We start from the raw sequence: 13,543 nt of genomic DNA on the forward strand, positions 1-13,543 counted from the left end.
CCATGACCGAACGTTGGGCTCTGGCCACCGCGGAGGCGGGTGCCGCACTCCTGGTGCCGCTGGGGCGCGACGGCCTGCCCGCCGGACCGGTCGTTTCCGAGCCCGACCTCGTCGAGGCCGTCCGCTCCCGCCCCGACGTGTTCCGGTGGGTCTGGCGGTCGACCGCGGAGATCTACCCGAGGCTGCTCGCGGCGGGCGTGCGCGTCGAGCGCTGTTACGACATGGAGTGTGCCGAGCTGCTCCTGCTCGGCCACGAGGGGCGGCTCGGGGAGCCCCGCTCCGCCGCGGCCGCCTGGGCCCGCCTGCGGAACGCCGCGGTGCCGCCGGACCCGCCGGCCCGCTCCGCGGAGCCCGGTTCCCAGTCCTCCCTCTTCGAGCCGCAGTCCGGTACGGACGTGCCGTTCGAGGCGCTGCTCCAGGTGTACGCGGAGCAGCTGCGCCGCCACGACGCGACGGAGCATCCCGACAGGATGCGGCTGCTCACGGCGTCCGAGTCGGCCGGCATGCTGGTCGCCGCCGAGATGAACAGGTCCGGGCTCCCCTGGCGGGCCGACGTGCACCGGGAGGTGCTCAACGGCCTGCTCGGCGAGCGCTACGCGGGCGGCGGCGAGCCCCGCAGGCTGGCCGAGCTGGCGGAAGAGGTGTCGGCCGCGTTCGGCAGACGGGTGCGCCCCGATCTGCCCGCCGATGTGGTGAAGGCCTTCGCGCAGGCCGGGATCAAGGTGAAGTCGACCCGGCGCTGGGAGCTGGAGGAGCTGGACCACCCGGCGGTCGACCCGCTGATCCAGTACAAGAAGCTGTACCGCATCTGGACGGCCCACGGCTGGAGCTGGCTCCAGGACTGGGTCCGCGAGGGCCGCTTCCGCCCCGAGTACCAGCCGGGCGGCAGCGTCAGCGGGCGCTGGACGACCAACGGCGGCGGCGCCCTGCAGATCCCCAAGGTGATACGGCAGGCGGTCGTCGCCGACGAGGGCTGGCGCCTGGTCGTGGCGGACGCCGATCAGATGGAGCCGCGGGTGCTGGCCGCGATCTCCCGCGACCCGGGGCTGATGGAGGTGGCCGGCCACGACGGCGACCTCTACAAGGCCCTGTCCGACCGGGCGTTCCAGGGCGACCGCGAGCACGCCAAGCTCGCGCTGCTGAGCGCCGTCTACGGTCAGACCTCCGGCGACGGCCTCAAGAACCTGGCGGCGCTGAGGCGACGGTTCCCGCACGCGGTCGCCTATGTCGACGACGCCGCGAAGGCGGGTGAGGAGGGCCGCCTCGTCCGTACGTGGCTGGGCCGGACGAGCCCGCCGGCGGCGGGGGCCGGCGAGGACGAGGAGGCGGGCATCCCCCAGGAGAGCGAGGAACCGCCGGCCGGGGAGAGCTCCGGCGAGTACGGGTTCGTCCCGGGGTACGCGTCGTCGAACACCCGGGCCCGTGGCCGCTTCACGCGCAATTTCGTCGTCCAGGGCAGCGCCGCGGACTGGGCGCTGCTGCTCCTGGCGGCGTTGCGGCAGACGCTGGCCACCGGTCATATGCGGGCCGAGCTGGTGTTCTTCCAGCACGACGAGGTGATCGTGCACTGCCCTGCCGACGAGGCGCCCACGGTGGTGGACGCGATCCGGGCGGCCGGGGAGCTGGCCGGACGGATCGCGTTCGGTGAGACGCCGGTGCGGTTCCCGTTCACGACGGCAGTCGTCGAGCGGTACTCCGACGCCAAGTAGCGGCCGTTCCTGCCGGGCCGGTGGCCGTTTTCCCCCGCGGACAGCCGGAAGGCCAGGACCGGGATCCCGGTCCTGGCCCCTGCCGCGTATCTACCCGCGTTCCCACAGCGCGGGGACCCGCGGCGGTTCCCACCCGGCCAGGGCCGAGTGTGCCTGGAGGCAGCGATAGGCCACACCGTCGTAGGTGACACCGTCCCCGGCACGGTAGGAGGCCCCGACGGCCCACGTACCGCCCGGGGAACCGGTCGGCGGATCGGTCGGCGGACCGGTCGGATCCGGCTGCTGGTCGACGTCGAGCACGAAGTCGAACGTGCCCTGTTTCCCGGATCCGACGGTGCGGACGTTCATCAGCAGCGCCGGATCGTAGAGGGGATCCGTGCTGTTGCGCGGCTCACCGGGGAAGTACAGCTGGGTGGTCAGCACGGGCCGGCCGGGTGCCTGGGCCTTCACGTGGATGTGCCGGGTACGCCCCGGATACAGGCCCGCCACCACGGTGGTGAGCGTGAAGGAGCCGTCCGCACCGGTGAACTGGTGGCCGCGAAAGGCGAACCCCCGCATGTCGTACGCGCCGTTGGCGTCGGCCTGCCAGAAATCGAGGAGCACTCCGGCGATCGGCCTGCAGGCCCGGCCGAAGACGTAGCCGCTCACCGTGAGCGGGGTACCCGGGGTGCTCGGTGTCACCAGGACGGTACGGAGCGGTGAGGCGGGCTTGAAGTACGGGCCCTCCATTTGCGGCGGGGTCGGGTCGTCCCCGTCGTCGCAGGCGGGAGTGGGGGCCGAAGGGCTCCCTGCGGAACCGGTGTCACGGGCGAGAGCGACACCGCCGCCCGCGATCAGTGGGGCCGCGCTCGCGGCAACGGCCGCTTTCAGGAGGCTCTTGCGGCTGATCCGGCGGTCGCCGGGAGTGCCGTCGGGGGCTTCTGGAGTCATGGCTGATTCCTCGGAGTTCCTCTGAACGGGGAAGCGGAACGGGGAAGGCGCGAGGCCGGGCGTGTGGTGGCGCCTGATCAGAGGCGCTGCCAGAGGGCCGGCACGTTCGGCGGCTGCCAGCCCGCCTGGGCCTGGTGGCCCTGCAGGCAGCGGTAGCCGGCACCGCCGTACGTGACCGTGGCGCCGGCCGCGTAGGTGGTGCCTGCCGCCCAGGTGCCGCCCGGCTCGGTCGGCGGGTCCGTCGGGTCGGTGGGCGGGTCCGTCGGCGTACCGCTGGTCATCAGGGTCAGCCCGTAGACCTGGAGCGCGGCGTTGACCGGCTGGAAGTACGTCGTGCCGCCCGAGGAACAGTTGCCCGAGCCGCCGGACGTGACCCCCTGGGCCTGGCTGCCGGAGATGAACGAGCCGCCCGAGTCGCCGGGTTCGGCGCACACACTGGTCCGGGTCACCGGGGAGATGGTCCCCTCGGGATAGGTGACGCTGGTGTTGCGCTGCTGGATCGTGCCGCAGTGCCAGCCGGTCGTCGATCCGGAGCGGCAGACCGAGGAGCCTTCGAGCATCTCGGTGGAACCGGCCACGGCCACGTCTCCCCGGCCGTATCCGTTGACGAGGGCGCGCGGGGTCCAGTTGGCGTTGGTGGCGACCCAGGCGTAGTCCCGGCCGGGGAAGGTGGAGGCCTGGAAGGAGCCCTGGGCCTGCTGGTTGACGCCGTTGGTCGTCGTTCCGGCCCTGCCGCAGTGCCCGGCGGTGACGAAGCCGTTCTGTGTGCCGCGCTTGACCGGGAAGCCTATGGAGCAGCGGCCCGAGCCGTTCATGTAGTACGCGTCGCCGCCCCGCAGGTCCGCGAGGGCGCGGGGCCGCTCGCCGGACCGGTTGACCTTCACCACCGAACGGGAGACCCCCGCGGCGGCGAGGAAGGTGTCCGCCGCGGAGGCGTCGGCCGCGTTGACGACGACCCGGTTGGTGCGCACGTCGACGTACCAGGAGGGCACGCCCCTGGGGGTGGTGTTCCGGGCCGCCTCGTCGAGGGCGGTCTTGGCTGCTTCGAGCCGGTCCAGGCTGTGGCCCACGACCTCGGCATCGGCGCCGGCCCCGGTGATCCGGGCGGCTTCGGAGGCGTCGGTGGTGGCGACGGTGAGAGCCGCGCCGTCACCGCTCACCCGGGCTCCGGCGAAGCTGGCGCCGAGAGCCTTCTCCAGCCCTGCGGCGATGGCGGCCGCCCGGTACTCGTTGCCCGTCCGGGCGGCTGCCTCGGCGGCGTCGAGGCCGAGGTCCCGCTGCAGGGCCTTGATCAGCCCGGGCGGGAGGGTGCCGGGTGCCTCGGCCCGGGCGGTGGTGCCGGCCGGGTCCGCCGATGCGACGCCGGTCAGGCCTGCGAGGGCGAGCGCGCCCACCGCCAGGGCGGCGGTACCTGCGGTGAGGGCGCGTCTGCGGAGCACGGTTCTCTCCACGTAACTCTCCTTGGGGTAGGGGGTGTCGAGCCCTCGGGTACAGGGCGCTGTGGGGGTGGGGAACTGCCGGAAACGTAGCCGCGTCACACGTCTGCCGAGGAGATCCCGTCCGCCCCCTCCCATCGCGTTATGGGGTGCCCCGAGCGCGCCCCGAGCCGTACCGGAGCACGCTCCGGCGCCCGCTATAGGCTCCGCCCATGGCGACGCACGAGCACGAGATCACCGAGCCCGTCGACCTCTGCCTGCCCGACGGCAGGCTGAATCCGGCAGCGGTCGGCTGGTCCAGGCAGCCGCTGCACCGGGCCAATCTGCGCGGCTGGGGCCGGACCAAGCGGTGGGAGTACTGGTGCGTGACCACGCCCACCCACCTGGTGGCGCTGACCGTGAGCGACCTCGACTTCCTGGCGCTGAACGCGGTCTACGTCCTGGAGTACGGGCCACGTGGCCGCGAGTTCGAGTGTTCCTCGATCGTCCCCGCCGGCCGTGGGGTGCATCTGCCGGACACCGTCGCGGGGGCACCGGGCTCCGAGGACGTGGTCGTCGGACCCGCCCGGCCGAGCGGCGGCAAGGTGCGGATCGAGATCCGCGACGAGAACGCCGGCACCCGGCTGCGGGCCCGCTGCCTGACCCGCGACCGGCTGCCGCTGGAGGCCGACATCCTCGTCTCGCGGCCGGCGGGGCACGAATCGCTCTCCGTCGTCGTGCCGTGGAGCGAACAGCGCTTCCAGTACACCTCCAAGCACACCGCCCTCCCCGCCGCGGGCCGGGTCCGTATCGGCTCCGAGATCCTGGAGTTCGGCGCGTCCCGGACGAAGAACGCGGCCGACAGCGACACCTGGGCCGTCCTGGACCACGGCCGGGGGCGCTGGCCGCGCGCGGTCGACTGGAACTGGGGTGCCGCGTCCGGCCGTACGGACGGGCGCACGCTGGGCCTCCAGTTCGGCGGCCGCTGGACGGCGGGGACGGTGTCCACCGAGAACGGCCTGTGCGTGGACGGCCGGCTCACCAAGATCGGCGAGGAGCTGGACTGGCAGTGGTCCGCCTCCGATCCCCTCGCCCCCTGGACCGTCCGTACGGCGTCGTCAGGCCAGGTGGATCTGACGTTCACCCCGTTCCACAACCGGTCCACCCACACGGACGTCGGACTGATCGCCAACCGCACCGACCAGTGCTTCGGCCACTACAACGGCCGGGTCCGGACCGACGACGGCACCGAGATCGCCGTGACGCAGCTCCTCGGCTGGGCCGAGGATGTCCGTATGCGCTGGTGACTCCCCCTCGCGCAGCGGCCCGGGTAGGTTTCCCCCATGCACATAGGCCATCTTCTGGGCTCAGGACGCACCGCCGATGTGTACGCACTCGACGAGTCCTGGGTCCTTCGCCGCTACCGCGACGGCGCCGACGCCACCGCGGAGCTGGCCGTGATGTCGTACCTCTCGGCCTCCGGGTTCCCCGTCCCGCGCATCGGCCCGCCGTCCGGGACGGCACTGCCCACGGACCTGGTCATGCAGCGGCTGACCGGGCCGACCATGGCCGAGGCACTGCTGGCGGGCACCCTCACCGAGGCCGAGGGGGGCGAGCTGCTGGCCCGGCTCCTGCGGGACCTGCACGCGATCCCGCCCCGGCTCTCCCAGGACCCGGAGGACCGGATCCTCCACCTGGAACTGCAGCCGGAGAACGTGATGCTGACTCCGCAGGGTGCCGTGGTGATCGACTGGAGCACGGCCGGCGAGGGGCCGCCCGCCCTGGACCGGGCGATGTCCTCGCTCATCCTGGCCCAGACCGCGCTCGACCCCTCGTTCGCCGCCGGTGGGCGCGTCCGGGGCATGCTCGCGACGATGCTGTCCCGGCTCGCGGGCGACGGCGGTGTCCCCTCCTGCGCCCTGGCCCGCGCCACCGCACGGCGAGCGGCGGATCCTCGGCTCACCGCACGGGAGTCGGCGGTGCTGGACGAGGCGGCGGAACTGGTCTCGGCGCTCGCGGGCTGACGGGAACTCGCCGCGGCCCGTCGCCGCCGGGATCCGGAACGAGAGGTTCTAGCGCCTTTCGTCGGGATCGGACCCCGCGAGCCCGGCCTGATCCGAACGAGAGGCCCTAAGGGCTGTCCCGGAGATAGGCCAGCACGGCCAGTACGCGGCGGTTCGTCGCGTCCGTCAGTGAGAGATCGAGCTTCGTGAGGATCGAGCCGAAGTGCTTGCTGACCGTGCCCTCGCTGACGGTCAGCGCCTCGGCGACCGAGGCGTTCGACCGGCCCTCGGCCATCAGTGCCAGCACCTCCTGCTCCCGCGCGGTGAGCCTGGACAGCGGGTCACGGCGGTGCCTGAGCAACTGACGCACCACTTCCGGGTCGACGACGGTGCCGCCGTCCGCGACCCGCTGGAGGGTATCGACGAACTCCTCGACGTTCCCGACGCGTTCCTTCAGCAGATAGCCCACGCCCCGGCCGTCGCAGGAGTCGAGCAGTTCTTCGGCGTAGGCCCGCTGGACGTACTGGCTGAGGACGAGGACGGGCAGCTCCGGGCGGGCCTCGCGCAGGGCGACCGCGGCCCGGAGTCCCTCGTCCGTGAAGCCCGGCGGCATCCGCACATCCGTCACCACGATGTCGGGGGCGTGCGCGGTGACGGCTTCGACGAGCTCGTCGGCGCTGCCTGCACCCGCCACCACCTGGTGGCCGAACCGCTCCAGCAGGCCGATGAGGCCCTCTCTCAGGAGCACACTGTCCTCGGCCAGCACGATACGCAGCATCAGACCCTCATTCGACCAGGTGGGCGGGGGTGCAGGGGACGTCCAGCCGGAACACTGTCGGCCCGCCGGGCGGGCTGGAGATTAGCAGGTGGCCGCCCACCACGGAGATGCGGTCGGCCACGCCCTGAAGGCCGCTGCCCCCCGCGGTCCGGGCCCCACCCGATCCGTCGTCCCGGACCTCGACGGTCAGCTGTTCCCCGTCGGTCCGGCCCGTCACCTGTGCCCGGCTCGCCCCGCTGTGCTTGGCGACATTCGCCAGCGCCTCGCAGACCGCGAAGTACACGGCGGTCTCCACCGCTTGCGGAAGCCTGCCCGGAATCTCGAAGTCCACATCGACCGGCACGGCCGAGCGGTCGGCGATGTCCTCGACCGCGGCGGCCAGGCCCCGGTCGGTGAGCACCTGGGGGTGGATGCCCCGGATGAGTTCCCTGATCTCCACGAGAGCCACCCCGGCTTCCGCATGCGCCTTGGCCAGCAGGCTGCCCAGCGGCTCGGCGGGAGCTTCGAGCCTGGCCAGTCCGAGCGTCATCGAGAGGGCGACGAGCCGCTGCTGAGCACCGTCGTGCAGATCGCGTTCGATCCGGCGGCGCTCCGCCTCGAAGGCGTCGACGAGCCGCATCCGGGAGCGCCCCAGCTCCTCCAGCCGGCTGTCGAGTCCATCGGGCCCTGCGGACAGCAGCGCCCGGGTCAGCGCCGCGCGCGCCACGGCCGCCCACCCCAGCGGATAGGCGAACAGCGGCAGCAGCACCAGCCCGAGGAGCGCCAGCGCGAACGCCTGCGGATACGAGTCGGCCAGCCACAGCTTCAGGACCCGCACCTCCTCCCCGCCGGTGACGGTGGCCATGACGACGGGCGTCGCCAACAGCCCTCCGCAGACGGCCAGTACGGTGCCGACCACCAGCCCTTCCAGGGGCCACAGCACGAAGGCGAACAGCAGCACGTATCCGAACTCCCGCCAGGTGGCCTGCTCCCGGAGCCTGGTGCGCAGCCAGGCCGCCAGACCGGTGCGCCCGGGCACCCGGTGCGGATCGCCTAGGGGAACGGGGTCGATGAGCCGCAGCCTGCGCCGTTCCACCGCGGCCACCGGAATGCCGCTGAGGGCGAGCATCAGCAGGAGCAGGATGCCGACGAGTACGAGGGTCAGCGCGCTGCCCACCACGGCGAGCAGCACGACCGACACGAGGAGGGCCGCACCGATCGGGACGCTGCTCAGCAGGTAGAGAGCCGCGCGCCAGGGCCGGCTGCCCAGAAGGTAGCGGGGCTGCCGAAGGGCCTGCCGGAGGGTGAGGGAGCTCATGAGCGCACGGTAGACAGCGCGGGCCGGACGCCACCACCCACCTGGCGGGTGGCCGGAGGTGGAGCTGGCTCCACCCCGCAGACTCCTCCTCGCTCCGATGTGTGCGCCGAGCGCCGCCGGTTGACTTGGACGCATGACGAACCAGCCACCTGCCGTCAGGCTCGACTCGGTCACCCGGTCCTTCGGGAAGCCTTCCGACGCGGTCACCGCCCTCGACGCTGTCAGCCTGACCATCCCCCGGGGCACCTTCACCGCGATCATGGGCCCGTCCGGCTCCGGGAAGTCGACACTCCTCCAGTGCACGGCCGGACTCGACCGTCCGACGGCCGGCCGGGTGTTCCTCGGCGACACGGACCTGACAGGACTGAGCGAGCGGAAACTGACGCTGCTGCGCCGCCAACGGATCGGATTCGTCTTCCAGGCCTTCAACCTGCTGCCCGCGCTCACCGCGGAGCAGAATGTGGCGCTCCCGCTCCGGCTGGCGGGCCGCAGGCCCGAGCGGTCCGAGATGCGCGCGGTCCTGGAGCGGGTCGGTCTGGGCGACCGGGCGCGGCACCGGCCCGGCGAGTTGTCCGGCGGGCAGCAACAACGTGTGGCGCTGGCCAGGGCGTTGGTCACCCGCCCCGAGGTGCTCTTCGGTGACGAGCCGACGGGCGCGCTCGACTCGCAGACCGGCCGCGAGGTCCTGACGCTGCTGCGGGCCATGGCCGACGGCGGCCAGACCGTGATCATGGTGACGCACGATCCGGTGGCCGCTTCCTACGCGGACCGGGTGGTGTTCCTGGCCGACGGTTCGATCCGGGACGAGCTGGACGACCCGGCGGCCGAACAGGTCGCCGCCCGGATGACCGCCCTGGCGGTGGTCCCGTGCTGATCCTGGCACTGCGCTCGATGCGGGCCCGCTGGGTCACGTTCGTCGGTTCCTTCGTCGCACTCGCCCTGGGCGTCGGGCTGATCGCCATGACAGGCCTGGCGCTGGCGGCCACGTTCGACGCCCCGGAGCGCTCCCCGGAACGGTTCGCCGCCGCCCCCGTGGTGGTGCGCGCCTCGGAGACCCTGCGGGTCGCCACGCCCGTCGGGGACCGTACCGCCCGGCTCTCCGACCCCCGGCCCGTGCCGGGGAGTCTCGCCGCCGCGCTCACCGGGCTGGGGCGTACGGTCGAGGACCGGACCTTCCCGGTGCGGCTCGCCGGGAAGGACCTGGCCGGCCACCCGTGGTCCATCGCCGCCGCCACCCCGTACCGCCTCACCACGGGCCGCGCTCCCCGGACGGCCGACGAGATCGTCGTGACGGCGGGCGGCGCCACGGTCCCGCGAGTCGGCGAACGCGTCCGGGTCACCGCGCCGGGCCACATCCGGGTACGGACGGTTGTCGGCACGGTGGCGGACGCGGGCTTCGAGACCGCGGTGTTCTTCAGCGATGCCGAGGCCGCCCGTATCCACCCGGGTGTCGACGCCGTCGTGGTGCACGCCGACGCCGGCGCCGTACGTGAGCTGACCGGTTCCGTTCCCGGCATGAGCGTCCTCACCGGCGACGACCGGCGCCGGGCCGACCCCGATCCCGACCGGGACAGCGAGGCGCTGACCGCCGTCAACGCGATGCTCGGCACGGCGGCAGGCATCACCGGCTTCGTCTCGGTCTTCGTCGTCGCCTCGACGTTCTCCTTCGCGGTGGCCCAGCGCAGAAGGGAGTTCGGGCTGCTCCGCACCGCGGGAGCAACCCCAGGGCAGGTGCGGCGCATGGTCGTCGCCGAGGCATGCGTGATCGGTGTCCTGGCCGCTGCCGCCGGCTGCCTGCTGGGCGAGGCAGCCGCGCCGCGGCTGGCCGCGTGGCTCGTCGACGAGGGTCTCGCGCCCGCGTGGTTCGCCATCGGGGAAGCCAACTGGCCGCTGCACACCGCGTTCTGGACGGGGCTCGGCGTGGCACTCGCCGGAGTGGTCGTCTCCTCGTACCGGGCAGGGCGGATCCGGCCCGTGGAAGCACTCCGCGAATCCGCTGTGGACAGCGGGCCCATGCCGCCGAGCCGCCTGCTGCTGGGGGCGGCGGTCCTGCTGACCGGCCTGGGACTGCTCCTCTGGTCCCTGCTGACCGACCCGGGGGACGTACTGAAGCGGAAGACGTACATCCTGCAGCCGCTGTGGCTCATCGTGGGCTTCGCCCTGCTCGCCCCCCTGTTCCTGCGCCCGCTGACCCGCCTGCTCACCTGGCTGCCCGCCCGGCTCCCCGGCGCCACGGGCCTGCTCGTCCGGCAGAACGCCTCCACCTCGATCCGCCGCACCGCGGCGGTCGCCGCACCCGTCCTCGTCACCGTCGCCCTGGCCGCCTCGCTGTTGGGCACCGTTGCCACGATCAACGAGGCCAAGGCCGCCGAGACGGCGGCGCAGACGCGCGCCGACTACGTGGCCGGCGGGGACGGTCCGCTGGACCCGCGCTTCGTGCAGCGGGTACGGAGCCTCCCCGAAGCCGTGAGCAGTGCGTCCCGTTCCACGTCCGTCACCGTCCTGGAGGAAGGCACGGCGCTCATCAGGTCGGACGCCCGAGCGGTCGATCCGGCCGCCCTGGCCGCGACCGCGGACCTCCCCCTCGTCTCGGGCCGCATCGGCGACCTCGACGACAACTCCATCGTCGTCAACGAGGAATGGGCGGCCCGGACCGTCGGCCACCGGGTGAGCGTCTGGCTGGGCGACGGCAGAAAGGTGTCGCTGCGTATCGCGGCGGTGCTGCGGGTCGGCACGGGGAGCAACGGCGTGTACGTGACCCCGAAGAACGCGGCGGGCGCAGCCGTCGACCGTGTCGACATCAAGATCCGTGACGGAGCGGACCGTTCGGCTGTCGGCGCCCTGCTCGGGCGGGCCGGCCGGGCCACCGGCACCCCGGTCCTCACGAAGGACGCCTGGATGGCTGCGCACCACCCGGGCACCAGCGGGAACACCCGCGCGGGCCTGCTGCTGATCCTGGGAATCGCCCTGCTGTACACGGGCATCGCCCTGGCGAACACCCTGGTCATGGCCACCTCCGACCGGCTTCGCGATCTGGCGGCGCTCCGGCTGACCGGCGCCACGAAGGCACAGGCCGTCGGCCTTGTCGCGGCCGAGGCGCTGATGGTGGTGGCGGTGGGCGCCGTCCTGGGGGGCGCGGTGGCCGGGCTGAACCTGCTGGGCGTCAAAGGCGCACTGGAACTGCTCTCCGTGAGCTCCCCGGTGGTCGTGCCCTGGGCGGGCCTGGGAGCGGTGGCGGCCGCGAGCGCCGTCCTGGCGACGGTCTGCGCCGTACTGCCCGCGCTCGCCGCGATGCGCACCCGGCCGGTCGAGGCGGCGGGCGCCCGCGAGTGACCCGGTGCCGGTTCAGCTGTTGAGCGCGTACGCCAGGGTGATCACCGGGAACGGCCACACCACGGCGCCGAGCAGGGCCAGCCGTCCCATCGGGGTCATGCGGCGCAGCGGAGGGGAGCGGTACAGGCCGGTCAGTACGGCGGCCCCCGCGGCGAGCACACCGGCCGCACCCAGCAGGAACGACGCGGGGGACTCACCGGAGGCCGCGCCCCAGAGCGCCACCATCAGCACCAGGAATCCCAACATGCCCAGGGCGGCGAGGGGTACGCACCAGATCAGGGCGACCAGGACGACCTGCCGGGTAGGTGCGGGGCGGGGGCGCGCCACGGGAGGAGCGGGGGCGGGGGGTGCGGGGAACATGCGCGGCTGCCCTTCAGCGCTGCGGAGGCGGAGTACGTGCGTCCACTGTGCGGGGGACGGCCCCACCGCAGCATGCGCGCACGTACTCAGCCGCGCGGGTCCACGGCACTCATTCCCCGCCCCTCACGCCCCCGGCGGGGCAGCTCTACTCGCCTGTCACGACCGGCAGTTCCGACGGCAGGCCCCACTCGCTCCACGAACCGTCGTACACGGACACCTCGCGGTATCCGGCGAGTTCGGCACCCAGCGCCAGGACGCAGGCGGTGACGCCCGATCCGCAGCTGACGACGAGTCGCTCCCGCTCCCCCGCCAACGCACCGAAGGAAGCGCGCAGTTCGTGGGCCGGAAGCATCCTGCCGTCGCGCTGGATCTCCCCGAACGGCAGGTTCAGCGACCCCGGCATATGGCCCGGCCGGAGCCCCGGCCGCGGCTCGGGCCCCGTACCGGCGAACCGGTCCCGGGAACGCGCGTCGAGGACGGCGGAACGCGGGTCCGCCAGGGCGGCGGCCACCGCACCGCTGCCGACCAGCATTCCGTCGCGCGGGAGGGCGGTGAAGTCACCGGCTCGCTCGGCACCTCCGGGCTCGGCACCTCCGGGCTCACAGCCTTCCGCCTTCTCCGCCTTCTCCGCCTTGTCAACCGGCAGCCCGGCCGCGGTCCATGCGGGCAGGCCACCGTCGAGCACCGCGACCCGGTCGAAACCCATGGCCCGCAGCATCCACCAGGCGCGGGCGCTGGAGTAGATCCCGGCAGCGTCGTAGACGACCACGGTGTCCGTGTCGTTGACCCCCAGGGCGCGCATCTCCTCGGTGAAGCGGCGGGCACCGGGCATCGTGTGCGGCAGCGGCTCGGCGTCGTCCGACATCACCCCGTCGATATCGAAGCGCCGCGCCCCGGGAATCCGCAGCCCCGCCTCGCGGTACGCACCCACCGAGGCGTCGAGGACCACGAGGCCCGCGGCCGCGAGCCGCGCCGCGAGCCAGTCGGCGCCGACGAGCGGCCCCGGCAGGCTTCCGAAGTCACCGGCCGTTGCCGCGCCATCCGTCGTTCCCGTGTCGTCGGTCATGCCCGTTCTCCCCCTGGTCGTCCGTGGTCAGTTGCCGTCCGCCATACGTATCAGCCTCACCACGCGCAGCAGGTCCCGGTGATGAAAGTACGTGGCCGCGTCATCCCGGTAGGCGGGCGGCTCCATGCCCCGCTCCAGGGCCTCGGCGCAGGCGGCCAGTCGAGCCCGCTGCCGCTCCCCCGTCGCCCCGTCCGCCTCCAGGCAGTCGGCGGCACAGAGGTCCACGGCGCGGCTCAGCTCGTCGGTGAACCCCGCGTTCCGCAGCCGTACGCGCCAGTGGCCGACGGCGTGCAGCGCCGCCTCGCGCCGCGCGCCGTACCAGTACTCCGGACGGTTCGGATTGGGCTCGCAAGGGCGCGGGGAGCGGAGCCCGCGCCGTTTCGCCTCTGTCCGCTCCTCCGCGTACGCCCTCAACTCCAGCTGCCACGCGGCCCTGCTTGCCTCGATCACGCCCAGAGCGCGCAGCAGGGCGTCCTCGTCCGTGCGGAAGGGGCCGGCCCTGTGCGCGAGATAGCTCACCGTCGCCTCGAAGCCGATCGGCCGGTACAGCTGCACGCAGGAGCGGAGCGAGACCACCCGGTGCCCGTACGGCAGGGAGGAGTCGCGAACCTTGCGTGCGAAGTTGGTGAAGCCCATCCACGGGAGGCTAACC

The 13,543-nt window shown here is 73.2% G+C and carries 12 protein-coding genes; 5 read left to right on the plus strand and 7 right to left on the minus strand.

The window, feature by feature from the left end:
* Positions 1-2: 2 nt before the first annotated feature.
* Positions 3-1,709: a bifunctional 3'-5' exonuclease/DNA polymerase gene (locus tag ACFQ6X_RS19190; protein WP_383182914.1), complete on the plus strand. Its 1,707-nt coding sequence runs from the start codon at positions 3-5 to the stop codon at positions 1,707-1,709.
* A gap of 90 nt (positions 1,710-1,799) precedes the next feature.
* On the opposite strand, the gene ACFQ6X_RS19195 is transcribed toward ACFQ6X_RS19190, so the two are convergent.
* Positions 1,800-2,639 (minus strand): carbohydrate-binding protein, encoded by an 840-nt coding sequence (locus ACFQ6X_RS19195; protein WP_383182916.1) that lies wholly within the window; start codon positions 2,637-2,639, stop codon positions 1,800-1,802.
* Positions 2,640-2,716: 77 nt separating this feature from the next.
* Positions 2,717-4,090 carry an alpha-lytic protease prodomain-containing protein gene (locus tag ACFQ6X_RS19200; protein WP_383182918.1) on the minus strand — a complete coding sequence of 458 codons (1,374 nt, stop codon included), beginning with the start codon at positions 4,088-4,090 and terminating at the stop codon, positions 2,717-2,719.
* 197 nt (positions 4,091-4,287) lie between these two features.
* Here ACFQ6X_RS19200 and ACFQ6X_RS19205 point away from each other — a divergent pair, with 197 nt between their 5' ends.
* Both ACFQ6X_RS19205 and ACFQ6X_RS19210 read left to right on the plus strand, forming a co-directional pair.
* Positions 4,288-5,361, plus strand: a complete 1,074-nt coding sequence (locus ACFQ6X_RS19205; RefSeq protein WP_383182920.1) for a DUF2804 domain-containing protein — start codon at positions 4,288-4,290, stop codon at positions 5,359-5,361.
* A 36-nt stretch (positions 5,362-5,397) separates the two neighbouring features.
* Positions 5,398-6,078, plus strand: a complete 681-nt coding sequence (locus ACFQ6X_RS19210) for a phosphotransferase (protein WP_383182922.1) — start codon at positions 5,398-5,400, stop codon at positions 6,076-6,078.
* A gap of 106 nt (positions 6,079-6,184) precedes the next feature.
* Here ACFQ6X_RS19210 and ACFQ6X_RS19215 read toward each other — a convergent pair whose 3' ends face one another.
* Together ACFQ6X_RS19215 and ACFQ6X_RS19220 are read right to left on the minus strand one after the other, a co-directional pair.
* On the minus strand, positions 6,185-6,835 hold the full coding sequence (locus ACFQ6X_RS19215) for a response regulator (protein ID WP_383182923.1): 651 nt from the start codon (positions 6,833-6,835) through the stop codon (positions 6,185-6,187).
* A gap of 7 nt (positions 6,836-6,842) precedes the next feature.
* Positions 6,843-8,132, minus strand: a complete 1,290-nt coding sequence (locus ACFQ6X_RS19220; protein WP_383182925.1) for a sensor histidine kinase — start codon at positions 8,130-8,132, stop codon at positions 6,843-6,845.
* Positions 8,133-8,265: 133 nt separating this feature from the next.
* Here ACFQ6X_RS19220 and ACFQ6X_RS19225 point away from each other — a divergent pair, with 133 nt between their 5' ends.
* Together ACFQ6X_RS19225 and ACFQ6X_RS19230 are read left to right on the plus strand one after the other, a co-directional pair.
* The gene (locus tag ACFQ6X_RS19225; RefSeq protein ID WP_383182927.1) at positions 8,266-9,006 is read left to right on the plus strand and encodes an ABC transporter ATP-binding protein; all 741 of its coding nucleotides are present in this window, start codon (positions 8,266-8,268) and stop codon (positions 9,004-9,006) included.
* On the plus strand, positions 9,000-11,465 hold the full coding sequence (locus ACFQ6X_RS19230; protein WP_383182929.1) for an ABC transporter permease: 2,466 nt from the start codon (positions 9,000-9,002) through the stop codon (positions 11,463-11,465). Before ACFQ6X_RS19225 ends, ACFQ6X_RS19230 begins: the two co-directional genes overlap by 7 nt.
* Before the next feature lie 12 nt (positions 11,466-11,477).
* Here ACFQ6X_RS19230 and ACFQ6X_RS19235 read toward each other — a convergent pair whose 3' ends face one another.
* The 3 genes from ACFQ6X_RS19235 to ACFQ6X_RS19245 form a co-directional block, all read right to left on the minus strand.
* On the minus strand, positions 11,478-11,825 hold the full coding sequence (locus ACFQ6X_RS19235) for a hypothetical protein (protein ID WP_383182931.1): 348 nt from the start codon (positions 11,823-11,825) through the stop codon (positions 11,478-11,480).
* Positions 11,826-11,970: 145 nt separating this feature from the next.
* Positions 11,971-12,891 (minus strand): sulfurtransferase, encoded by a 921-nt coding sequence (locus tag ACFQ6X_RS19240; protein ID WP_383182932.1) that lies wholly within the window; start codon positions 12,889-12,891, stop codon positions 11,971-11,973.
* Positions 12,892-12,918: 27 nt separating this feature from the next.
* Entirely contained in the window at positions 12,919-13,527 is a 609-nt protein-coding gene (locus ACFQ6X_RS19245; RefSeq protein ID WP_383182934.1) for a hypothetical protein, read from the minus strand.
* Positions 13,528-13,543 lie beyond the last annotated feature (16 nt).

The sequence above is a fragment of the Streptomyces sp. NPDC056452 genome, assembly GCF_042796085.1.
Taxonomy (GTDB): domain Bacteria; phylum Actinomycetota; class Actinomycetes; order Streptomycetales; family Streptomycetaceae; genus Streptomyces.

Excerpts from the sequence above, each read along its gene's own strand:
- ACFQ6X_RS19190 (WP_383182914.1), top strand. The coding sequence starts at position 3 with ATGACCGAACGTTGGGCTCTGGCCACCGCGGAGGCGGGTGCCGCACTC.
- ACFQ6X_RS19195 (WP_383182916.1), bottom strand. The coding sequence starts at position 2,639 with ATGACTCCAGAAGCCCCCGACGGCACTCCCGGCGACCGCCGGATCAGC.
- ACFQ6X_RS19205 (WP_383182920.1), top strand. The coding sequence starts at position 4,288 with ATGGCGACGCACGAGCACGAGATCACCGAGCCCGTCGACCTCTGCCTG.
- ACFQ6X_RS19210 (WP_383182922.1), top strand. The coding sequence starts at position 5,398 with ATGCACATAGGCCATCTTCTGGGCTCAGGACGCACCGCCGATGTGTAC.
- ACFQ6X_RS19215 (WP_383182923.1), bottom strand. The coding sequence starts at position 6,835 with ATGCTGCGTATCGTGCTGGCCGAGGACAGTGTGCTCCTGAGAGAGGGC.
- ACFQ6X_RS19220 (WP_383182925.1), bottom strand. The coding sequence starts at position 8,132 with ATGAGCTCCCTCACCCTCCGGCAGGCCCTTCGGCAGCCCCGCTACCTT.
- ACFQ6X_RS19225 (WP_383182927.1), top strand. The coding sequence starts at position 8,266 with ATGACGAACCAGCCACCTGCCGTCAGGCTCGACTCGGTCACCCGGTCC.
- ACFQ6X_RS19235 (WP_383182931.1), bottom strand. The coding sequence starts at position 11,825 with ATGTTCCCCGCACCCCCCGCCCCCGCTCCTCCCGTGGCGCGCCCCCGC.
- ACFQ6X_RS19240 (WP_383182932.1), bottom strand. The coding sequence starts at position 12,891 with ATGACCGACGACACGGGAACGACGGATGGCGCGGCAACGGCCGGTGAC.
- ACFQ6X_RS19245 (WP_383182934.1), bottom strand. The coding sequence starts at position 13,527 with ATGGGCTTCACCAACTTCGCACGCAAGGTTCGCGACTCCTCCCTGCCG.